Genomic DNA, 22,349 nt, shown 5'->3' with positions numbered 1-22,349 from the left:
TTACGCTCCTGGATCATAGAGCACCCCATCGCCCGGCGAAGTCTTCAGATAGCCGGAATCCTGCGCGGCCTTGAAAACCTCCTCCGCTGCCTTCTTGTTGGCACCCGCCCAATACAGGTTGAGTTGCAGACGATCCGACGAGATCAGATCGAGTGTCACGGCCTCCGGGATGTTGAGGTCCTTGGAAATCACTGCCGCCGCCTGCTTCGGATTGCTTTTGACGAAGGCAGCCGCCTTTTCATAGGTGGCGTACAGCTTCGGGATCAGCGGCTTGTTCTTTTCAACCCAGGCGCGCTGTGCAGAAATTCCGAGATAGGGAAACGCCGACTGCCCCGTGGTCTGCCGCCACTTCGACATCACATCGATGCTGCGGAAGTCGTTGTTGCCGTGAACGAGGATCGAGTACGACGGCTCCCACAACTGCACCGCATCCGTGCGTCCGCTCTTCGCGAGCGGCACCAATCCCGAGGAGTCGGAATTCCGCAGCTGAACCGTATTCACGTCCAGCCCGCCGAGCTTCGCGAGATAGCGGAACATCGGAAAATTCGCGGTCGGCAGAGAAGCTGCAAGCGTCTTCCCCTTGAGATCCGCAACCGTCTTCACGTCGCTGTTCTGGGGCACGACAACCGTTCCCCAGAAATCGAACACGTTGAACAAATAGACGACGTCGAGGCCCTTCACCTTGAGAAGGGCCACGTCGGCCAGCAATGTGCCGCTGCCGCCCAGCTGATCGGTCCCTGCAGCGAAGTCCGTCCTGTAGGTGGCCGTCGGCTTCTGAACGAACGTCAGATCGAGGCCGTTCTGCTCATCGAACTTCTGCGATTTGATGACCGGCCCCATGAACGCTCCGAGCGAGGGAGACGGAAGCGTCGGGATTGTGAGCTTGACGGGTTCAGCGTGTGCGGCACCAAAGGAAAAACAGGCAATAGCAAGCAGAGAAGAAAGTCGCTTCATCACAGTCACCTTCCAATTTTTAGGGGACCCAGTCTTGCGGATCAGCTCTTCTTCGTCTTGACGAAGTCGTATCCGGTCCAAGGCGCGTGAATGAGAATGAAGCTGAACGGCTCGGTATCGCTCAGGTTGCAGACTTCGTGCTCGTATCCGGGAGGCATTGCACAGAAAGCGTGGGTCGGCATGGGAACAGCTCCCTCGCCTTCCTTTCCTTTCCAACGGATCTCGCCGTTACCTGAGACCGCAACGAACAGATCCCATGTCTTTGTATGGATATGGGGAGCAAGCTTTTGTCCGGGATGGACGCTGAAGAGGCTCGTCTCCGACTCCGGCACCTGATGCAGCACCGCCTTCGAGCAGTTGCCGTGCGCCCCGGCGGCAACTGCAGCGAAAATATCTTTCACCGAAACCAAAACTTGATCGTTCATTGTGTGCTCCGTTTTCCCTAGACTTCTGCCATATCAATGTAACATGTCAGCATTCAAGCCGATAAAGCGGGCATCATGGGCCCGCTTTCGAGGCAATGCCGCTTTGCGGCTTAATCGATCCCTGCGATCAATGAGTTGACCGCGCGCTTCTCGCGTTTGTCCACCGTCAGCGAGAACACGTCGGGACGGCTGTAGTGTCCGACCGGATCGAAATCGTACTGCGCTCTTGCCACCTGCGCGATGTCGATCTCCGCAGTGATGATCCCTTCCTTGTCCCAGAGCGGACCGGCGAGAACGTTGCCGAGCGGATCGACAATGCAGCTTCCGCCGCGCGAGACGATGGCATCGGGCGCGCTCGGAAGATCCGAGGGATAGTCCTCCGGATAGTCGCTGCGCGTGCAGAACTGATTGCTCGACAGCACGAAGCAGCGCCCTTCCAGTGCGACATGCTGCATCGACGGCAGCCATGTCGGCCGACCATCGGCAGTCGGCGCGCAATAAACCTGGATGCGCTGCGCATACATCGCCGCGCGCATCATCGGCATGTAGTTTTCCCAGCAAATCACGGAGCCGAGCTTGCCGATGTCTGTATCGAACACCGGCAGCGTCGATCCATCGCCGTAGCCCCACACCAGACGTTCCGAGCCTGTCGGCATCAGCTTGCGATGCTTGCCGAGATAACGGCCATCGGGTCCAAACGTCACGACGGCACAATGGAGCGTTCCGCCGTCGCGCTCGATGACGCCGATGACGAGATAAGCGCGGCTCTGCTTGGCGATCTGCCCTAGAACATCGATAGCAGGTCCGGGAATGTCGATCGATGACGCATGATAGCGGCGGAACAGTTCGCGCCCTTCCGGTGACCGCGCGCCGATGGTCGCACCGAAACTCGTTCCGCGCGGATAGGCCGAAATGAATGCTTCGGGAAAAAGGATCAGCTTGGCGCCCTGTCGCGCGGCATCCGCAGCCAGATCCCGCGTCTTCTCAAGGGTTGCCTGCAGATCAAACGCCACAGGTGCCGCTTGCACACAGGCTGCGAGATATTTCGGCTCGGACGGTCCATCGAGCTTACCCAAATTTCTAAGATCGTCACCAGCCATTCATCAGCTCCGCTTGTATCAAAAATCCTAACATCTCAACCTGACATGTCAATTCAGCTAGTGTGTTGGTTCAGAAGTTCGCTTCATTTTCTCGGCAAGTCCTTCAAGCGAACTTCTGAACCTGAACCACACTAAAATCATAGCTTGTTAGTGTCCTTTTCGAATCCGAAGTTCGCCTTGGGACGTGCTGCGCTATGAGGCGAACTTCGGATTCAGGACAGTAGAAAGGCGCTTATTTGCGCCGCACCAATTTCTCTCGCCGTTCATTGTCGGCACTCAACGTCGCCAAAATCGCCCGCTCCGTCGTCAGAACGTGGGTGCGGAGCGTATTCTTCAATGCCGCGGCATCGCGCTTTTCGAGTGCCCGCACAATCGCGGCATGTTCCTTCTGCCGGATATCGGCGGCCTTCGGATCGAAACCGCGGCGAACCAGATACGTCACGATCTGGAGCTGGATCTGCAACTGGCCATAGAAGCGGATCAGAAACGGATTACCTGCGGCGGCAACAATCAGCGAGTGGAACTCGACATTCGCCCGGACGAATTCAGATGTCGAATTGGATCGCCCCAACTTCTGCAGGCACTTCTTGATTTGCTGTATATCCTTCGCCGTCGCGTTCTGAACAGCGAAGTCCGCGGCGAAATCCTCGAGCGCGCGACGCAGCGCGAACAGCTGCTCCGTCTGAGCATGATCGATACGGTTGACCATGGTGCCGCTGCGGCCAGCCACGGACAACAAGCCTTCCGTCTGAAGACGAGTGATCGCCTCCTTGACCGGCGTACGGCCGAGATCAAGGCGCGCGGCGAGCAAGTTGACTGACGTGCGCTCTCCCGGCCTCAGTTCGCTGTTCAGGACGAGATCGATGATCCCGCCATAGGCCATGTCGGCCGCAGAAAGCTCTTTCTCCGTTTGAGGTGTCCGCTCCAACATACTTTTGAAATCCTGTGGGCCCGGCGCTAGTCAGGCACAAGCCGCCATTAGAAAGCAAATTCCCGGACAAACGAGTCCGCGTTTCCTGCAAGGTATTCCAACGCGATGCAGCCGGGAAGTGCCCTCTTCATTTGACCGCCGCCGCGATGGCCGACCCGACCTCGTCAGTGGCGGCCCTCCCGCCCAGATCAGGGTTATGAGGCCCTTCGAGCAAGACCTGCTCGATCGCTTTTACGACCGCCGCCGCAGCCTCGGGGTAACCCAGGTGCTCCAGCATCATGGCGCCGGACCAAATCTGCCCGATGGGGTTTGCAATCTTGCGCCCGTAGATGTCCGGCGCCGAACCATGAACCGGCTCGAACATCGAGGGGAATTCGCGCTCTGGATTGATGTTGGCGGACGGTGCAATGGCGATGGTGCCTGCACAGGCCGGTCCGAGATCGGAGAGAATGTCGCCGAACAGGTTCGATCCCACCACGACGTCGAAATAGTGCGGATTACGGACGAAGTGCGCAGTGAGAATGTCGATGTGATACTGCGCCGTTTTGATGTCCGGATATTCCGCTGAAAACGCAGCGAACCGGCTATCCCAGTACGGCATCGTGATCGCAATGCCGTTTGACTTGGTTGCGGACGTGACGTGCCCGCGCCTGTGTTTCGCCGCCTCGAAGGCGTAGCGAAGAATGCGATCAACACCCTTACGAGTGAAGACGCTTTCCTGGACCGCGCGCTCGGTCTCCGTGCCTTCGTCCCGAAGTCCGCCGACGGTTGAATACTCACCCTCGGTGTTCTCACGAACGATAAGCATGTCGATGTCTTTTGAGGTCCGGCCTGCCAGCGGGCTCTTCACGCCCGGCATCAGCTTGACCGGACGCACATTGGCGTACTGATTGAATTCGCGACGAATCGGGATCAGCAGCCCCCACAGGGAAACGTGATCCGGAACCCCCGGATACCCGACCGCACCGAGATAGATCGCGTCGTGGCTGCGGATACGATCGAGGCCATCCTCGGGCATCATGCGACCGGCCTTCTGGAAACGCTCGCAGGACCAGTCGAACTCATCCCACTGGAATGAAATTCCGAAGCGCTTTCCAGCGGCTTCCATCACCTTGATGCCTTCCGGCATCACTTCCATGCCGATACCGTCCCCGGCAATGACCGCGATCCGATGAACCTTGCTCATCACGCTGCCTTTGCCAGCGCGACGGCGCGACGCTGCTCATAGGCCTGAAGATGGACGTAGATGAAGCGATGCAACGTTGGATCAACACCGTGCTGCTTGGCCTTATCGAGCATGAATCCGAGAATGTGATCGGCTTCCACCGGACCATTGCGTTCGATATCCCGCAGCATCGAGGCGGTGTAGGTTGACGTCTTGTCGTTGAACAGCTGGCGGTATTCGGCAAGAAACGCATCCGATGGCCGATGCCCCTCGCGGCCGGCGATCTCGGCATTGCGCTCCAGGAACTCGATCATCAGTTCGCTGCCGTCACGCGTCCGAGCGATATCGCCAACGCTTGCCCGCATGGTGCACGTCATGCCCGCGACGGTCGACAGATGGACCACCTTCTCCCACATCGCCTGCATGATGTTCGGCACCGCCGACGCAATCACCGAGGTCTTGTCGAACGCCTCCTTCAACTGGACGACGCGGGGAGACATCTCGCCGCTCTGCTCGCCGAAGGTGATGTATCGCCAATCATTGAGATGCTTGATCAGACCGTCCGGGGTCAGCGTCGCGGCAATTTTGGCAACGCCGCCCAGAACCCGCTCCTTGCCGAACTTGGCATTGAGGATCTCGATATGGGCGACACCGTTCAGCAACGGCAGCACAGCGGTTTTCTCGCCAACGAAGGGCGCAATCGTCGCCATCGCGTTGGCAAGGTCATACGCCTTGCAGGTCAACAGAACGATGTCGTAGGGCCCCTTCGCTTCCTTGTCCGTGACAGCGGTCACAGGCACATGAACGTTGCCATACTTGCTCTCGATGCGCAGCCCGTCCGCGCGGAGCTGCTTTTGCCGCTTTTCCCTGACCAGGAATTCAACATTGGCGCCGCCTTCGACGAGGCGGCCGCCGAAATAACCACCAATGGCGCCCGCTCCCAGACACAGAATGCGCATTCACAGCTCCTTCAATTCGCAGAAAATCGTTGTGGATCGGTCCTACGTCAACCGAATTAACATGTCAATTTGACATGCCTGTAGATCAGCCATGAAGCTGTGTGCCCTTCGTCTCTCCCGCCACGATCGCTCCTATGACAAAGAGCAAGCAAGCGGCGAAACAGAAGGCCGCAAGCGTCACCGGGATATTGGCCGGCTCGCCCGCGGCCAGAGACACAAAGGTGGGCATCATGCCGCCGAAGGCAAAGCCGATATTCCACGACAGTCCCGTCCCGCTCGCGCGCAACACCGTCGGAAAACGCTCATTCAGGAAGATCGGCACGGGGGCAAGGACCGCGTTCCCGAAGAACGAGATCGCGAAGGCATAGAACGCAATTGCCGACATATTCTGCGTCGCCGCCATGGAGATGTACATCAACGGCAGCAGCACGAGAGCCGGCAGGCCGACCGCGAGGAATGCGCCACGCCGGCCGATCCGGTCGCTGAGATAGCCGATAAAGGGTCCGCTGATCGTTGCGACGATGGCCGAGCCGACAAGGATCATCGAAGCCGACGTATTCGGGATCTTGTTGATGAGCTTCAGGAACGCCGGCAAATATCCGGACGTCACATAATAGGCAGCCCCTGCACCGCCGGTTATGAGCAAATTGACCAGCAAGACGTTGCGGTGTGCTCCGCCGAGCACCTGCGAAACGGGAGATCGCGTATCCGCCGGGCCGGCAGCCGCACGCCGGGCTTTCGCAGCCAGCCAGACTGGAGATTCCTCGAGATATCTCAGGATGAAGAGCCCCAAGATTGAACTGATGATTCCGCAAAAGAACATGAAGCGCCAGCCCCAGGCCTCGAATTCCTGCCCGGGATAGAGCGTCGACGCGATCCAGAAGGCCACCGACGCCATCAAGGCGCCGAGGCCTGCACCGCCTCCGCCGACCAACCCGGACACCGCACCGCGCCACTGCGGCGGAACCGACTCCGTACCGACCGTATGCGTCGTCGCGACCACGCCGCCAACGAAGATGCCCTGGATGAGCCGCAGCACAAGAAACGCGATCGGCGCAATGATGCCGGCGGTCGCCAGCGTCGGCAGCAAACCGAACGCGGCGGTGACGATGCCAACGCCGCAGACAGCTACGAACATAGCCGCCTTTCGGCCGTGGCGGTCTGCGTAACTTCCGAAGATCGCCGATCCGACCGGCCGCATCAACAGCGTCACCGTGAATGAGGCGTACACGGCAGCCAGCGACAGCGTCGCATGATCCGACGGGAAGAACAGCTTGCCGATGATAGGAGCCACGTAAAGCAGGATAAAGAGATCGAACAGATCCAGTGACCAGCCGAAGCACGATGCCAGCACCGCCAGCAACCGCTGCCTGTCCGTCACCTGACCGCTTACGACATTGTCGATTGCACTCATCGCGACAGTCTCCTCTGTGTTGACGAGGAAAATCTAGACAGGAGAAAACTTGGGTGTCAAACTAATATGTCAGTTTAACATGCTTCTTTTGCGCACAAGACGTGCTTTATTTCGAGGCGATGATGTCCGGCTCCAGGAAAGCACAACCATCGGTCGGTCATGAGCAACCTCCGGTGATCGAAACGATCCCGCGAAAAACCGTGCGCTATGTTCCTTTGGCACCGCACCAATACACGGAACGGATCACGCCCTCGAAGGATACGTTCGTCTTGGCCCACGTCGGCATTCCCCGCGCCCGCGCCGAGGACTGGTGGCTTGATATCGCCGGGCTCGTCGACAGGCCGCTGCGACTCTCCCTCGACGACATCCTCCGCATGCCGAAGCGCAAAGTCACGGCGCTGCACGAGTGCGCGGGTTTTCCAAAGGCCCCGCATATCGCCACGCGCCGCTATGCCAACGTGACATGGGGCGGCGTCGATCTCGCTTCGATGCTGCAAACTGCAGGCATCCGTGCGGAAGCGCGCTATCTCTGGTCTTACGGTCTCGATCAGGGGGCGTTCGAGGATATCCATTCGCACGTCTATCTGAAGGACATGCCCCTCGACCGCCTCGCCAGCGGCGACGTGCTCCTCGCCTATGAACTGAATGGCGAACCGCTCGATTGCGAGCACGGCTTTCCGCTGCGCCTGATTATTCCCGGCTTCTACGGCACGAACGCGGTTAAATGGCTTTATCGGCTAGAGTTGTCCGACCGCCGTCCCGACAGCCCCTTCACCACGACATACTATAACGACGTTATCGCTGCGCCGACGCCCGACAATCCCAATGGGATAACAAAGCCTGTCTGGGAGATCGCTCCGGAGTCGGTGATCGTTTCACCGGCCGCGAATGCGAAGCTGCGGCCCGGCACGCTCTTGATCTGGGGCTGGGCCTGGGCAGATGCCGGCATTCAAAGTGTAGACGTGAGCACTGACGGCGGGCGAAGTTGGACCGCGGCCAACGTGGAGATCGCCGTCAACAGATCCTGGCAAAGGTTCGAGTTGGCCTGGACGCCGCCATCGCCGGGCCAGCATGTGCTGATGTCCCGCGCCGTCGACCACGCGGGACACGCCCAGCCCCTCACACACGCGCGAAACTGCGTGTATGAGGTCCCTGTGTCGGTGTTTTGAATGAACCTTCCGCGGCGAGGCTGCAGAAGATAAGCGTTACGCAAACTGCAGCAGCATTGTCACAAGCTGATCCGGCGCAATGACCATCACGTCGTGCCCGGTCTTCATCTCGGCAAGTTTCCAATCCGGCTTGCTCTTCACCTTGGCGACGTTTGCGTCAAAGGTCGGGCTCTTGTATCCCTCGGCGCGGATATAGGCCTTCTTGGCGATCTTGTCCCGGCCGCCGGTGTACGTTGCCTTCTCGCCGTAAGTCCCGATCGGCTGCGGCGTCGTCTTGGAGTTCACCCAGGCCTGATCCTTTTCATCGGTGACACCGAATGCTGCGGCAGGAGGGGCCTTGAAGGAGGCTTCATTGCGGCCAAGCGCCGCTTCGATAGCCGACTTGAACGCCGGAGACGATTTCTCGAGCAGACTGTCGCCATTCTCCGGCAGGAACGCATCGAGGAAGATGATCGATGAGATTCTGTCCCCCGCTTGTTCGGCGACGCCGCTGATGACCAATCCACCGTAGGAGTGGCCGACCAGCACGACGTCTTTGAGATCTTCCCACTTCAAGACGTTCACAATGTCGGTGACGTGCGTGCTGACATTGACATCCTTGGTCAGGAGATGAGAGCGCTCGCCAAGCCCGGTGAGCGTCGGTGCAAACACCTTATGTCCCTTCTTTTCGAGCAAGTCGGCCACGTGCCGCCAGCACCATCCTCCGTGCCACGCTCCATGCACCAGCACGAATGTCTTCGCCGTCTGCTGCGCGTTCGCCGTCTCAAGTCCGGTTGCCGCCATGGTCGCACCCACCATGCCCGCCGCGATCGCGCCGCGGCGCGTCATCCTGATCGTCATGCTTCACTCCCCCAAATTAATTTTTCGATTTTGTTCAATCTCAGGCAGCCAGGACGCCCTGGATCTGCCCGCGGATCACTTCCTTGTTCTCCGCTGTCGTCGTTGACGTCAGCGGGATATCGACGGCGATGTTCGCCGGCCGCTTCAGCACGACAATCCGGTCCCCGATCTCCAGAGCTTCGTTGATCGAGTGTGTGATGAAGACAGCCGTCTTGCCGTTTTCCTTCACCAGCTTGACGAACTCCGCGCGCAGCTTCTTGCCGGTCATTTCGTCGAGTGCTGAAAACGGTTCGTCGCACAGCAGGATATTGGCGTTGGTGGCGAAAGCGCGCGCAATCGACACGCGCTGCCTCATGCCACCCGACAATGCGTGTGGATAGTCATGCTCGTGGCCACGCAGACCCAGCGTCTCGAGCCAGCGTTGCGCGGTCGCCTTGCGCTCCTCTGCCGGCGTATTCAGCATTTCCAGCCCAAGCTCGACGTTCTCGATGGCTGTACGCCATGGCAACAGCCGATCGTTTTGGAATACGATCGCCATCTTGCCCCGAAATGCATCAAACTCGCGGAACGGGTCACGGCCGTCGACGCTCACTTTTCCTTCGGTCGGCTCGGTCAATCCTGCGATCATGTTGAAGATCGTCGATTTTCCGCAGCCGGTCTTGCCGAGCAGCGCAAGCATCTGCCCCTGCGCCACCTGAAGGTTCAGCTTGTCGACCGCGACGTACGAAGCCTCGGACTTGGCCTTACCAAAAATCTTGGAGACCTTCTCAAGGCTGATCGCAGTTTTCGTTTCGTTGGTCATAGTGTTCGCTCCGAAACAGCACGATAGCGGAAGGCGATCTTCTCGATGAACGACAGGATGGCCTGAACGATCAGAACGAAGAGCACCAGTTGCAGTGCCCAGGCGAGCGCGCCGGCCATATCGAACACCTGCTGCTGCTGGAGCAGCTCGTAACCCACGCCGCCGGTGGCGCCGACGAGTTCGGCCACCACCACCACGCGCGATGCGTTACCGAGGTTGACCTTCCAGGCGGTCAGGATGTCCGGAAGGACAGCCGGGAAGATCATGGACTTGAGCAACTTGTAACGGGTCGGACGGAAACTCATCACCATTTCCGTCAGATCGCGCGACATGGCCTGCAGCGCGCCCAGCACCTGAAACGCAAAAGCAGGAAGCGTCGTCATCACCATGATGAAGAAGATGCGAGGCTCGATGCCATGAAACCAGATGATCGCAAACACCACCCAGGACAGCGCCGGGATGCCCTGAAACAGCGTCAAGATCGGCGACAGAAAGTCGTGTGCCGCACGCGACTTCGCCATGATCACCGCCAGCACCGCGCCGATCGTGAACGCACCGGCAAGCCCTGCGAGAATTCGCATGACGGTGGCGACAACGTCGACGAATTGGGACCAATCCGTCACGATGCCGATGAAGCGCCAGAAGACGTCCACCAGTGATGGAAACAGGAACGGCGGGAAGAACAGCGAAGCGAATTGCCACAACCCGGCAAGAACTGCGAAAGGCAGGATATATGTTCCTATCTTTCGCAATGCCGACGAGCCGAAGCTCGCCAGCCCCAATGCGTTTTGTGTCGCGGATGCCGTCATTTCATCGGCCCTTCGTAAATCGTTGACGCTGCTGGATCCGAAGGCAGGAAGGCGATCGACTTTCCGGCTTCGTAGACGGACTTGATTTCCTTGCTCACTTCCGCCGCGGTGCGGACATTCATTCCAAGACGGCCGTTAGCCCGGATCAGCTCGGCAATCGCCTTGCGGTCATCGTCGGTCCCCTTGGCAGAAATCAGCTTGGCTGCGTCGTCGGGGTTCTTTGCAACCCACTCAGCCGCTTGCTTGTAAGTGGCGTAGAGCTTTGGAATGAGGTTCTTGTTCTTTTCAGCCCAGGCAACGTGAGCGGCAACGCCGAGATATGGAATGTTGGTGCTGCCCGTAAACTTCTTCCAGTTCTCGGCGATTTTCAGATCAAGCAACCGGATGCTGGGCTTCTTCGAGTGCAATGTGGTGTAAGCCGGCTCCCAGAGCTGGACGGCTGTTGCGCGGTCAGCCAATGCATAGCCGACGAGACCTGGCGTGGCGGTGTTGACGACCGAGAACTTGCTGGTATCCGCGCCAAGCTGCCGGGCAAACCAGTCGAACATAACATAGTTCGTCGTTCCCTTGGCAGCAGCGAGGTCTTTGCCCTCAATGTCCTTGATGGATTTAATCTCGGGACGCGATGTGACCACGGCCCCCCAGAAGTCGAACAAGTTGAAGAGGTACGTGACCTTGACGCCGCGAACATCAGCAAGGCCGACAGTCAGTAGCGCGGCGCTGCCGCCGACTTGAAACTCGCCGGAGTTGAACTGGGCGGTGTAAGCGTCAGGCGTTCGCTCCTGGAAATCGATGGAGATGCCGTTTTTCTCGTCGAGCTTCTGCGCTCTGATGACAGGCGGCAGGAAGGCACCGAGCGAGGGCGCCCCAAATACTACGATCGAGATCTTTGGCAGATCCTGAGCGGCAAGCGGCGATGCAGTTACGACCGCAGAAAGCAATCCGAATGCAAGTGCAATTTTCTTCACAGTACGTCTCCTCCCGATGATTATGTTGCCGCGCTTAACGTGCGGGAAAGGAACTGGCTCACCGCTTCAGCGAACGCGTCCGGCGCTTCAACCGCTGAGATATGAGCCGCATCAAGAACCACCATGTCGCTACCTGCGATCGAAGCCACGATTTCTTCCCCGCGTGCCGGAGGGGTTGAAGGATCGTGCTGCCCGCAAATCACGCGAACTGGACAAGCAACGTTCGCGAGACGTGGTTTCAGATCCGCCATGGCCAACACCTCACAACATCCAGCGTAACCTTCCGCGGGCGTTGCTCCGATCATTCGCCCTAACGCGGCGAGACGATCGGGATGCTTCGTCTGATATGACTTGGTAAACCAGCGCTCGAGCGTCGCTCCGACAAGTGATTGCATGCCGTTCGCCCGCACCGCGGCTGCCCGCTCCTGCCACATCGTTGCGGGAGGAAAGTTGGCTGCGGTGTTGGCGAGGATCAACCCGGCTACGCGCTTGGAACGTGCGGCACCAAGCCACATCCCTGTCAGTCCGCCGAGCGACAGGCCGCAAAACACGGCGCTCTGAATATCCAGCGCAGAAAGGATCGCCTCTGCGTCCTGACCGAGCCGGTCAATCGAGTAAGGCCCTGCCGGAACATCCGACTGGCCATGGCCACGGGTGTCGTAACGGATGATCCGAAGCTGGCCGGACATGCGTTCGACGAACTCGTCCCACATGGTCATGCTGGCGCCAATCGAATTGCTCAGCAACACGACAGGTTTGCTGGACGGCGGAGCAACCTCCACCGCCAGCCGCACACCCGGCTCGACTTCAATTCGTTCGATGCGTGATGACGCCGCTGACATCCGTTACTCCGCGGCTCCATGCACCGGCGCCTCGAACTCCTTGCGAAGCGCAACGAAGAAGCGGCCGATCAGATGCTTGGACACGCTGGACAGGATGCGCTGGCCGACACCCGCGACCAGACCGCCAATCTCACCATTGCCCTTGTAGATGAGCTTGGACGAACCGTCCCCGTCCGGCTCGATGTCGAAGCGGGCCGTGCCATTGCCGTGTCCGAGCGTCCCCGCTCCTGACACCTTGATGCTGCACGACTTCGGCTCTTCCTTGTCCGAGAGGGCGATCTCACCTTCGAACGAGCCGCCGACCGCCGCGACGCGAAGCTGCATCTCGACCTTGTACGAATCCGGAGCTGTCTCCGTCATGGTCTTGCAGCCCGGAATGCATCGGGTCAGCACAACGGGATCGTTGAGCGCCACCCAGAGTTGCTGCACGGATGCCGGAACTGTTTCGCTGCCGCCAATATCGAGTTTCATATTGCCTCCTCAGAGACCGAACAGTTGCTTGGCGAGACCGCCATTGATGGACGCGCGCTCGCTGTCGGAGAACGAGGTTTCCTTGACGATGTTCAGCGGAGCCAGGTCACCGATCGGGAACGGCATATCGGAGCCCATCATGATCCGGTTCGCGCCGACGACATCGGCGAGATAGCGCAGCGCGCGCGTATCCTGAACGATGGTGTCGTAGTACATCGCAGCCAGCGCGGCATCCGGATTGCCCAGCTTCTCCTTGTCGAGTGAATAGTTGCGGCGCAGACGGCCGATCACGTAAGGCAGCGCCGCGCCGCCAATGCCTGCAACAACCTTCATGTTGGAATAACGGGTGACGTGGCCCGCATAGATCAGACGCGACATCGCGATCAGCGTGTCGGTGATGCGGCCGACGGCGTTCGCCATGCCGTAGTCATGCACGCGATCATCGCCGCTCTCGAACACCGGATGAATGAAGATAATCGAACCGAGCTCATTGGCAGCTTCCCAGAACGGGGTCAGCGTCGGATCGTCGAGCACGCCGCCCTTGCCCTTCGGCTGCGTTCCGATCATCACGCCCTTGAAACCCTGACCATGGGCTTCACGGAGCACTTCGGCAGCGCGAGCGCCGTCCTGCAGCGGCACGGTCGCGAGCGGGATGAAGCGAGGTTGTTCCTTCGCGATCTGAGCAAGATGGGTGTTGATCAACCGCGCCCACTGCGTGCCCTCTTCCGCAGGGATCTCGTTGCCGAACATATCGAGCCAACCGCCGACGACCTGCTTCTCGATCTTGTTGGTGTCCATCCACTGCAGACGGCCAGCGATGTCGCTGAGCGGCTTCGACACCGGGCGCGTCGGTTTGTTGCCGGCGAACGAGAAGCCGATGCTGCCACCCTCCTCGATCAGGCGGATCGACGGAAACTTCGCCTTCTCCGCGCGGATCGCGTCAAGCAGGCTTGGAGGCACAAGGTGGGCGTGGCAATCGATGATCATTCTTGGTCCTTACTTGGTCGATTGTGCCGCAGCGATGGCATCACTGATCGCCGCGATACGGATTGGAAGCTTCGAGAACGAGATGTTGAGCGGCGACACCGCGTCGTTGATCGCGCCGGAGATCGCCGCAGGCGAACCGAGATAACCGCTCTCGCCCGAGCCCTTCTGGCCGAACACCGTGAAGGGCGATGGCGTACAGTGGTGCACGATATCCACATGCGGAACTTCGTGCGACGACGGCAGCAGGTAGTCCATGAAGCTCTGGGTCAGGAGCTGCCCCTCGCTGTCATAAGCGAACTCTTCCAGCAGCGCAGCACCGATCCCGTGAGCGATACCGCCAAGGGTCATCCCCTTGACGATGTGCGGGTTGATCACCGTGCCGCAGTCATGACCGATGAGATAGCGCCGGATCTCGGGCTTCGCGATCTGCGGATCGAATGCCAGCAGAACGAGGTGAAACTCGAACGAGTGGCACGGATACATCTGAACGCGGCCGTTCTCCGGCAGCTTGGTGCCGGTCGGCACCTGCATCACGTGCGTGGTTTCGAGACCCGGCTCCATGCCTTCGGGCAACGCATGGAAATGGCGGTGTCCGATGTTCACTAGATCGGCCCAGGACAGCGACTTCTTCGACTTCGGGTCAGTGACGCCGCCGGCCGCATACTCGACGTCGTTCTCGGTAACGCCGAACTGATGCGCACCGATCTTCATCAGCTTGGCTTTGAGCTTGAGGGCTGCGTGATAGCACGCGCCGCCCATCATGATCGCCATGCGGCTGCCGACCGGCGTATTCCCCGGCAAGCTCGCTAGCGAATCCGGACGCACGACCCGAATTTTGTCGGGATCGATTTCGAGCACTTCACCGACGACGGTCGCCGCAAGCGTTTCATGGCCTTGACCAGCCGACGTCGTGTGAATGGTCACGGTGACGAAGCCAACGCCGTCGACATTGATACGGATGGATTCCATCCACGTCGACGTTGTGTTCTTCTCGTTGAGCAACGGCTCGAATGACGAATTTCCGCCACTCGGTTCGAGGCAGGCAGCGATACCGATACCCGCCATCATGCCCGATGCGCGCAACTCATCACGCTCTTTGACCATCGCCTTGTAGTCCGCGGTCGCGAGCACCTTGTCGACGACGGTGTGATAGTCGCCGCTGTCGTAATGCGTTCCGCTCGGGATCAGATAAGGGAATTCTTCCTTGCGGATGAAATTCCGGCGGCGGACTTCAAGGCGGTCAAGACCAACCGCAGCAGCCACCTTGTCGATGGCGGTTTCGATCGCGTAGTTGGTCGGCGCCTGGCCGAACCCGCGCACCGCCTCCTGGGCCGCTTTGTTCGACATGGTGGCCATCGCGCGGTACTGCACGCTTTCGATCTTGTAGGGACCGACGATCGCGCCGATCGGCTTGCCGAGCTGGAACGGTGAGCGGCCGGCATAACCGCCGACGTTGTCCAGCGCCCGCATCTTCATCGACTTGACGATGCCATCGTCGTTGAACGCAACTTCGACATCGAAGATGCGCTCGGGACCATGGGCGTCCCCTGCCCGCATGTTTTCGAGCCGGTCCTCGATCAGCCGCACGGGACGACCGAGAATGCGCGCCAGATGCGACGCCAGAACGGTGTGCTTGATGCCGCGCTTGACGCCGTAGCTGCCGCCGACGTCGACGTCCTGATGCACGCGGACATTGTTGGTCGGGATGCGTAGTGCCCGGGAGATCTGATCCGGATACTTCGGCATCTGGATCGAGGCCCAGACGTCGAGCATTTCGCGCCACGGATCCCACTTCGCGACCACGCCGAAGGTTTCAATCGGCACCGTCGAATTGCGGCCCCAGACCACCCGGAACGAGAGATGACGCGGGCTCTCGGCGAAATGCTTGTCGACTTCGCCCCAGACGAACAGCTTATCCAGCAGCACGTTGGTGCCGTGTTCGGGGTGAACCTTGGCACTTGCGTCGGTAATCGCCTCTTCCGCATCGATGACATACGGGAGCGGCTCGTACTCGATCTTCACCTTTTCCGTCGCGTCTTCGGCCTGTGCGCGGGTTTCCGCGACCACGGCCACGACCCACTCACCGGCATAGCGCACCTGGTTCACAGCCAGAGGGAAACGCCGCACCTTCGGCGTATCGAGGCCGTTCATCAGAGGGTCGACAGCCTTGACCAGCTCTTCGCCGGTCAGCGCGTAAACCACGCCCGGCATCTTCAACGCCGCACTGGTGTCGATCGATTTGATCTTCGCAGCCGGATGCTGCGACGGCACCAGGGCCACATGCAGCATGTCGTCCAGCGTAATGTCCGCGACATAGCGGCCATGACCGGCGACGAAGCGACGGTCTTCACGAACGCGCCGGTTGGACGAGACGAATTTCAGCGTGGTCGGTTCGCCGCTCATGGGCGTCCTCCATGGGGCGTGTCCGATTCAGCGGCTTCAAGGATGCCTTCCTGCGGCGCGTCGGTTTTCGCGTTCGGATCCTTCACCGGCTCGTTGGCGTGCTTGATGTGGCGCGGCGAATTGGCTTTGCGCAGGCGGTCGGCGGCAAACTCGATGGCCTCCACAATCTGGCCGTATCCGGTGCAGCGACAGATGTTGCCGGAGATCGCCTCGACGATATCCTCACGCGACGGGTTGTCGGTCTTCTCGAGCAGAGCGTGAGCCGTCAGGATCATGCCCGGCGTGCAGTAGCCGCATTGCAGACCATGGGTCTCGCAGAACGCATCCTGGATGATGCCGAGCTCTCCAGCTGCAGGAGCCAACCCTTCGATGGTCGTGATTTCATAGCCGTCAGATTGAGCCGCGAACATCAGGCAGGAGCGCACCGGAGCGCCATCGAGCAGAATGGTGCAGGCACCGCACACGCCGTGCTCACAACCGGTGTGGCTTCCGACCAGCGAGAGATCTTCCCGCAGCGTATCGAGCAAGGTCTTGCGCGGCTCGACATCGACCGTCCGCGAACGGCCATTGACTTTGAGATTCACTTTCATTGCACGACTCCGGCAGCGCTCCGAGCTTCCGGCGACTTGGCGTCGGCAATCGCATCCTCAAGCGCACGGCTTCCGAGAACATTGGCAACACGCATGCGGTACTCCGCCGACGCGTGCAGATCCGTTGTTGGCTCCAACACTTTCGTTGCCTCGTGGACAGCATCGGTGATCGAGGCCTTGTCGAGATTGCCGCCAATCAGCGCCGAGACATCGAGACGAATGGCACGATCGCCAACGCCACCGATGCCGAGCGCGACATCGAGGCAGCGTCCGTCGTCATCGAGCGCGACCTGCGCAGCAGCCGCGACAAAGGCGAAATCCGATTTGCGCGCGCTGACTTCGTGAAAGCCGGTCCCCACCTTCGCGTGAGACCAGACCGGGAAACGCACGGCACTGACGCAATCGCCCGGCATGACTGACGTGAGCATCGGGCCAATGAAGAAGTCATCGGCCGGCATCGTGGTCACACCATCGGGATTGGTGATCTCGATGTCGGCGCCGAGCGTCACCGCAACAAGTGGAATCTCCGCGGACGGATCGGCATTGGACACCGAGCCGCCAACCGTGCCGCGGTTGCGGGTCGGAGGATGCCCGACCCACGGCAACGCCTTCGCCAGCAGCGGCAGCGCCTTGCGCGTCGTTGCACTGTTCTCCACCTGCACTTGCCGCGTCGTCGCACCGATGACGACAAATCCGTCTTCGGTTCGAATTCCGTTCAAGTCAGCCAGGCGATAGATATCGACCAGTTTTGCCGGACGCGCGAGCCGCATCGCCAGCATCGGGATCAGGGTCTGCCCGCCCGCGATGATGCGCGCATCCTCATCGGCTGCGAGCAATGTGCAAGCCTCCGCGATGGATTCCGGCCTGACATATTCGAAAGGGGCTGGCTTCATAATGCTCTGCCTTTCACGTGTGACACATGCCTCAGCGCGGCCCCCGCCGCCCCGAGACGACAACGAATTATCCGAGGAGCAACCCGGCGACCTTCGGCGACAGAACCGACACGGTCTGGTTCTTCAGCAGAGGTCCATTTGTTTCACTGGCCGCCTTGATGGCACGCCATTCGGGATCAGCACCGAAACCTGCCCATGCCTTCGTCCGATCGTCCTCGGACTTGAAACGGGTCATATAAGTCAGCCGACCGTCTTCAGCAGGCGCCTCGAACACGCCGAGCAATTCAATTCCGTGTTTCGGGAGCCTTGGAACCACCTCGGTCTTGAAGCGAGCCCTCATTGCTTCGGCTTTGCCTTCAGCGGCTTCATACACACGAATTTCGTAGATCAATGCAGGCTCCTTCATGCTCAGCTTTGGAGCGCGATAAAATCAAACATCGAAGCATTGTCAAACTTATTATAGTTCAATTAGGCAAAAATCTCAGATTGCACCGCAGCAATTTCGAAAACGGCGACAAAACCGAATGGTTTCTGGGTTTTCTCCACAATTTATCGCTTCGCCGATCCAAGCGATTGCAGCAATGTCATAATTGTACTATTCGGTGACCAACCCGATTTGAGGATATTCCCGTGTCTCAAGACACCGCATCACCTGAGTGGATTCCTGTACTCGCCAACACGGCGGGGCCGCGTTACCTCGCATTCGTCCACTCGCTGGAGAGCGACATCGAATCCGGTGCCTTGAAGCCGGGCGCGCGTCTGCTGCCGCAACGGGACATGGCGGCCCAACTCGGACTGAGTGTCGGCACGATTTCGCGCGCCTATGCGGAGGCTGAAGCGCGCGGGCTCATTTCTGGCGAAGTCGGCCGCGGCACATTCGTGCAGCGGCGGCGCCATCACGCGCAGAATGCCAATGGCGGTCCGGTCAACACGACGGTCAACCTCGCGCTGAACGTGCCTCCGTCCACAGGCGAAGACGAGTTGATTGCGTCCGTTCTGGAGGAAGTCGTTGCGGATAATGCTTTGAAGCCGCTGCTCGGCTATCTGCCGCATCAAGGACTTCCCTCTCATCGCAGCGTAATGGCCGAATGGCTCGCCCAGCTCGGCATCGTCACCGACGTCGATCATCTGTTCATTACGCACGGCGGCCAGCATGCGCTCTCTATTGCGCTGAACATGGTCGCGGCCCCGAAAGATACCGTACTGACCGAACGCTTCAGCTATTCGGGGATGATCGCGCTCTCCGCCATGAACGGCTATCAACTGCACGGTGTCGCCGGCGACAGGCATGGCCTTTTGCCGGACGCGCTGGACCGCGCCTTTTCAGAAACCGGCGCCCGCGCGTTGTTTGTCACGCCGACCCTGCAAACACCGACCGGCACGGTGATGCCCAACGAACGCCGGCAGGAAATTGCGAACATCATCCGCAAGCATGACGGCTTCCTGCTGGAGGATGACGCCTACGCGTTCCTGTTCACCACGCCGCCGAAGCCGATTTCATCGATGGTGCCCGAGCGGAGTTTTTACGTCACCAGCTTCGCCAAGTGCCTGGCACCGGGCCTGCGCATTGCTGCAATGATTGCACCGGAGCAATTCCGCGACCGCTGTATCAATGCGGTTCGCGCTACCGGCTGGATGGCCTCTCCCATCATGGCTGAAGTGGTGGTCCGCCTCATTCACAGCGGCGATCTGTTGCGGCAGGTTCAGCTCAAGCGTGCGGAAGCCGTGCGCCGCAATGCGATTGCCGACGAAGTGTTGGGCAATTGGCTTCCAATTATCTCGGATACGCCCGGCTTCCATCGCTGGCTGCCGATCCCCGCCGGACGCACCTTGATCGCCCTTGTTGCACAAGCCGCGCAGGCAGGTATCACGCTGGCACCGCCCGGCGCCCTGCAGCAGGTCGATCGCGGTACCTTGGGCGTGCGTATCTGTCTCGGCCATCCGAAAACAGACAACGATCTGAGGCGCGCCCTCACCCAGCTGCGGCGCATTCTGGAATCGGCGGAAGAGCTTTCGTTCGTCTGAGGCGCTTAAACGCAATCACCTCGCCGGCACGCATTGCGCCGTCTGATGACGATCAATCCAGCCGGAAGCGCAGAACGTCAGCAACACCGCCCGTCAAATCGAGCAGCGAGAGCACGTAATTGGTGTCCAGCGACACGATGACCGATCCGACGATTGTCACCAATGCGCCGACGACAACCGCCGTATTCAGCACCTCATGCTCGCGATTGATGATTTGCGACAGGAACAGGCGGAAAACCAGCGACAACTGCAGGATCGGCGTCACCACCATCAGCGGCGCAATGGCGAGCGACGCGTAGACGAAGCCTTGCGACATCGCCACGAGAATAGCCGATCCGATGAACCACATGGCGTTGTTGCGGTTCAGTGAAAGAACATCCTTACGAATCGAGGCGGAAGGCAGGATCAAAAAACACAGCACGATGGTGGCAGCGGTGTAAGCAATCACCCCTCCCGCCAGCGGGCTTTTGACCGGCATGCTCTCGAAGGCCATGCGTATCATGATCGGGGAAATGCCGTAGCATGTGGCCGCTCCCAATGCGGTGAGAAATCCCGGCAGGTATTGCGGCTTGAATGCAGGCTTGTCCGATGGAGGCGCGGCCTCTACGGCCACAGCCTTTTCAGATCGACCAATGCGCTTGCCAAATGTCGAGTGCAATTGCGTCGCGAACGATCCAGCGAGCATCAAAATCGTGCCGGACAACTGGAGCACAGTAAACGGCTCCTTCATCAGCACTACGGCGAGCAGCATCGTCACCAGGACCTGAAGCTGCACCACCGGCGCCGAGATGTTCACCCCGACCAGTTTGTTGGCTTGATAGTTGAAGTACCGTCCGACCAGAAAATGCAGGCAGCCCTGAGCGACGAGCCAGGACACCGCGATAAGAGGGAACGAGGACAAAGAACTGAGCTGGCCCGAGACCGCGGCCATGATCAGGAAGCCCAATCCGCCCAGCGGCACCGTGAGCGCCATGGCCTGCGTGACCGAGCCGGTCAGCACACCCCGGCGCATCGCCGTGTTGTTCATGGCGAACGTGAGCGCGGCTAACGCCGCATAAATTGCACCGAGCATTAACGAAGTCCCCGCCCTCTCATCGTGAGGGAGCGGCAGCTTTAGGCCATTCCGGAGAAAGTACCAGCCGCACTTTTGCGGGCCGCATCGACGTTTGTTGCAGCCCTCTTCTCAGATGATCCGCAGGCTTAAATGCGTATTTCCATCGCAGGAGTTGGATGAACGTCATGGTGCGATGCACCAGCCATCTTGCGGCGCGTCTCGCCGAGCGACAGCGGACGTTGCTCGGCGGCCGCTTCGACGCGGTTACGTCCGCCGCGCTTGGCTTGATAGAGCGCGGTGTCGGCTGAGGCCATCAACACCTCGAGCTCGGTGTTCGCTGGGCCACCGGCGACACCGATGCTTACCGTCGTTGCCAACGGCTCGTCATCGACGCAGACGCCGGATGCCTCGAAAGCTTCGCGCACGCGCTCGGCCGCGAGCAACGCTTCGTCCATGGCACATGGCAGAAGCGCGGCAAACTCTTCGCCGCCGACCCGACCGACGAGATCAGTGATGCGCAAGGACGTGGTGATGGAATGCGCAAAGACCTTCAAGATGTCGTCGCCGGCCGCGTGACCGAAACGGTCATTGACCGATTTGAAGTGATCGATGTCAAAGATCATCACGGTCACCGAACGTCCCGCCTTGGCCTCGCGCTCGATCATGCGTGACGTTGCCTCGCCGAAGCCGCGGCGGTTGAGCAGGCCCGTGAGCGGATCGATCGACGCTGCGGTCTTGTGGGCACTGACCGTTCGCTCAGATACCAGCAGGAAGATGATGAACACCGTGCCCACGGCATAGAGCACGAGCTCTGCGGCAAACATCGCAACCCAACCCGCCCCGATGGTGCCACCGGTCGCTCGCATCAGATCGCCGAGCACGATGGGCATGACCAGAACGGCGCCGTGCAAGAGCGGAACGATGATCGCAGGCCAGCGGGCGCGCAAGCTCTTGCGACGCTCGCGCCACAACTCGCTCGCCGTCAGCGCGGCATAGCCCGCGACGATGCCGGCGCTCAGCATCATGCGCTTTTCCGGATCGAGCGGATCAAGCGCAAGCATCGCTGCGGCCCAAAGCGCCGGACCGGCGAGAACGATAATCCAATTCGGGTGGCGACCGTGAAAGACCCGCGCGGCGTCCCAGACCAGACCGCAGGCGAAGAAGCCCACGGCGCTGACGGCCACCGACAACCATTTGCCCAGGTGATCACCGCCAGCGATCCACAAGGCAATGGACGCAGCCCCAATAAGATAGGCGGCTCCCCACCATCCGAGCGCCGGGATCTTTTCCTGCCGCCAGAAGAACAGCAGCATCATCCCGAGAAGAGCGGCGGCTAGCGTGGCAATGAGATAAAGCGTGGAAATGTCCAGCGACAGATGAGATCCAGCGGGCATCTTAATAGAGCGCTTTGAAAAAAGACGGAGCCGGAATAGCCCCCTCAGCCAAATCAAAGGCTAACGAGGGTTTCTTCCGACTCCGTTTGCACTCGTCACACAATTTTCGCGAAAAATTATCCGCAATTCTGCAACTTCTGGAACTCGCGCGGCG

Annotated in this window: 22 protein-coding genes; 2 read left to right on the top strand and 20 right to left on the bottom strand. The window is 59.9% G+C overall.

What is annotated here, in order from left to right; genetic code table 11:
- The 7 genes from ACP0KA_RS23600 to ACP0KA_RS23570 all read right to left on the bottom strand — a co-directional run bounded on the left by ACP0KA_RS23600 (position 1) and on the right by ACP0KA_RS23570 (position 6,948).
- Positions 1-954 (bottom strand): ABC transporter substrate-binding protein, encoded by a 954-nt coding sequence (locus ACP0KA_RS23600; protein ID WP_424631137.1) that lies wholly within the window; start codon positions 952-954, stop codon positions 1-3.
- A gap of 41 nt (positions 955-995) precedes the next feature.
- Positions 996-1,379, bottom strand: a complete 384-nt coding sequence (locus ACP0KA_RS23595; RefSeq protein WP_424631136.1) for a cupin domain-containing protein — start codon at positions 1,377-1,379, stop codon at positions 996-998.
- 110 nt (positions 1,380-1,489) lie between these two features.
- Complete coding sequence (locus tag ACP0KA_RS23590) at positions 1,490-2,479, bottom strand: carbon-nitrogen hydrolase family protein (RefSeq protein ID WP_424631135.1); 990 nt, start codon at positions 2,477-2,479, stop codon at positions 1,490-1,492.
- A 232-nt stretch (positions 2,480-2,711) separates the two neighbouring features.
- A complete protein-coding gene (locus tag ACP0KA_RS23585; RefSeq protein WP_424631134.1) occupies positions 2,712-3,410 on the bottom strand; it encodes a GntR family transcriptional regulator in 699 nt (232 codons plus the stop codon).
- Between the two features lie 127 nt (positions 3,411-3,537).
- Positions 3,538-4,596, bottom strand: a complete 1,059-nt coding sequence (locus ACP0KA_RS23580) for a tartrate dehydrogenase (protein WP_424631133.1) — start codon at positions 4,594-4,596, stop codon at positions 3,538-3,540.
- Positions 4,596-5,534 carry a ketopantoate reductase family protein gene (locus ACP0KA_RS23575; RefSeq protein WP_424631132.1) on the bottom strand — a complete coding sequence of 313 codons (939 nt, stop codon included), beginning with the start codon at positions 5,532-5,534 and terminating at the stop codon, positions 4,596-4,598. The genes ACP0KA_RS23580 and ACP0KA_RS23575 overlap by 1 nt, the downstream gene beginning before the upstream one ends.
- 85 nt (positions 5,535-5,619) lie before the next feature.
- The gene (locus ACP0KA_RS23570; protein ID WP_424631131.1) at positions 5,620-6,948 is read right to left on the bottom strand and encodes an MFS transporter; all 1,329 of its coding nucleotides are present in this window, start codon (positions 6,946-6,948) and stop codon (positions 5,620-5,622) included.
- Positions 6,949-7,070: 122 nt separating this feature from the next.
- On the opposite strand from ACP0KA_RS23570, the gene ACP0KA_RS23565 reads away from it, so the two are divergent.
- Complete coding sequence (locus ACP0KA_RS23565; protein ID WP_424631130.1) at positions 7,071-8,117, top strand: molybdopterin-dependent oxidoreductase; 1,047 nt, start codon at positions 7,071-7,073, stop codon at positions 8,115-8,117.
- Positions 8,118-8,153: 36 nt separating this feature from the next.
- Here the strand turns inward: ACP0KA_RS23565 and ACP0KA_RS23560 are convergent, their stop codons facing one another.
- The 11 genes from ACP0KA_RS23560 to ACP0KA_RS23510 form a co-directional block, all read right to left on the bottom strand.
- Positions 8,154-8,957, bottom strand: a complete 804-nt coding sequence (locus tag ACP0KA_RS23560) for an alpha/beta fold hydrolase (RefSeq protein WP_424631129.1) — start codon at positions 8,955-8,957, stop codon at positions 8,154-8,156.
- Between the two features lie 40 nt (positions 8,958-8,997).
- A complete protein-coding gene (locus ACP0KA_RS23555; protein ID WP_424631128.1) occupies positions 8,998-9,759 on the bottom strand; it encodes an ABC transporter ATP-binding protein in 762 nt (253 codons plus the stop codon).
- The gene (locus ACP0KA_RS23550; RefSeq protein ID WP_424631127.1) at positions 9,756-10,568 is read right to left on the bottom strand and encodes an ABC transporter permease; all 813 of its coding nucleotides are present in this window, start codon (positions 10,566-10,568) and stop codon (positions 9,756-9,758) included. Before ACP0KA_RS23550 ends, ACP0KA_RS23555 begins: the two co-directional genes overlap by 4 nt.
- On the bottom strand, positions 10,565-11,536 hold the full coding sequence (locus ACP0KA_RS23545; protein WP_424631126.1) for an ABC transporter substrate-binding protein: 972 nt from the start codon (positions 11,534-11,536) through the stop codon (positions 10,565-10,567). The genes ACP0KA_RS23550 and ACP0KA_RS23545 overlap by 4 nt, the downstream gene beginning before the upstream one ends.
- A gap of 20 nt (positions 11,537-11,556) precedes the next feature.
- Positions 11,557-12,378, bottom strand: a complete 822-nt coding sequence (pcaD, locus tag ACP0KA_RS23540) for a 3-oxoadipate enol-lactonase (RefSeq protein WP_424631125.1) — start codon at positions 12,376-12,378, stop codon at positions 11,557-11,559.
- Between the two features lie 3 nt (positions 12,379-12,381).
- Entirely contained in the window at positions 12,382-12,849 is a 468-nt protein-coding gene (locus ACP0KA_RS23535; RefSeq protein WP_424631124.1) for an SRPBCC family protein, read from the bottom strand.
- 9 nt (positions 12,850-12,858) lie between these two features.
- Positions 12,859-13,836: an amidohydrolase family protein gene (locus ACP0KA_RS23530; protein WP_424631123.1), complete on the bottom strand. Its 978-nt coding sequence runs from the start codon at positions 13,834-13,836 to the stop codon at positions 12,859-12,861.
- A 9-nt stretch (positions 13,837-13,845) separates the two neighbouring features.
- Entirely contained in the window at positions 13,846-16,239 is a 2,394-nt protein-coding gene (locus tag ACP0KA_RS23525; protein WP_424631122.1) for a xanthine dehydrogenase family protein molybdopterin-binding subunit, read from the bottom strand.
- Positions 16,236-16,829 carry a (2Fe-2S)-binding protein gene (locus ACP0KA_RS23520; protein WP_424631121.1) on the bottom strand — a complete coding sequence of 198 codons (594 nt, stop codon included), beginning with the start codon at positions 16,827-16,829 and terminating at the stop codon, positions 16,236-16,238. Before ACP0KA_RS23520 ends, ACP0KA_RS23525 begins: the two co-directional genes overlap by 4 nt.
- Complete coding sequence (locus ACP0KA_RS23515) at positions 16,826-17,722, bottom strand: FAD binding domain-containing protein (protein WP_424631120.1); 897 nt, start codon at positions 17,720-17,722, stop codon at positions 16,826-16,828. The genes ACP0KA_RS23520 and ACP0KA_RS23515 overlap by 4 nt, the downstream gene beginning before the upstream one ends.
- Before the next feature lie 67 nt (positions 17,723-17,789).
- Complete coding sequence (locus tag ACP0KA_RS23510) at positions 17,790-18,113, bottom strand: NIPSNAP family protein (RefSeq protein ID WP_424631119.1); 324 nt, start codon at positions 18,111-18,113, stop codon at positions 17,790-17,792.
- A 239-nt stretch (positions 18,114-18,352) separates the two neighbouring features.
- On the opposite strand from ACP0KA_RS23510, the gene ACP0KA_RS23505 reads away from it, so the two are divergent.
- A complete protein-coding gene (locus ACP0KA_RS23505) occupies positions 18,353-19,747 on the top strand; it encodes a PLP-dependent aminotransferase family protein (RefSeq protein ID WP_424631118.1) in 1,395 nt (464 codons plus the stop codon).
- A gap of 52 nt (positions 19,748-19,799) precedes the next feature.
- Here the strand turns inward: ACP0KA_RS23505 and ACP0KA_RS23500 are convergent, their stop codons facing one another.
- Together ACP0KA_RS23500 and ACP0KA_RS23495 are read right to left on the bottom strand one after the other, a co-directional pair.
- Positions 19,800-20,819 carry an EamA family transporter gene (locus ACP0KA_RS23500; RefSeq protein ID WP_424631117.1) on the bottom strand — a complete coding sequence of 340 codons (1,020 nt, stop codon included), beginning with the start codon at positions 20,817-20,819 and terminating at the stop codon, positions 19,800-19,802.
- A 128-nt stretch (positions 20,820-20,947) separates the two neighbouring features.
- Positions 20,948-22,195, bottom strand: coding sequence for a GGDEF domain-containing protein (locus ACP0KA_RS23495; RefSeq protein ID WP_424631116.1), 1,248 nt, complete (start codon positions 22,193-22,195; stop codon positions 20,948-20,950).
- Positions 22,196-22,349 lie beyond the last annotated feature (154 nt).

The organism is Bradyrhizobium sp. SYSU BS000235 (assembly GCF_049747295.1).
Taxonomy (GTDB): Bacteria; Pseudomonadota; Alphaproteobacteria; order Rhizobiales; family Xanthobacteraceae; genus Afipia.
This window is presented reverse-complemented; position numbering and strand designations above follow the sequence as displayed.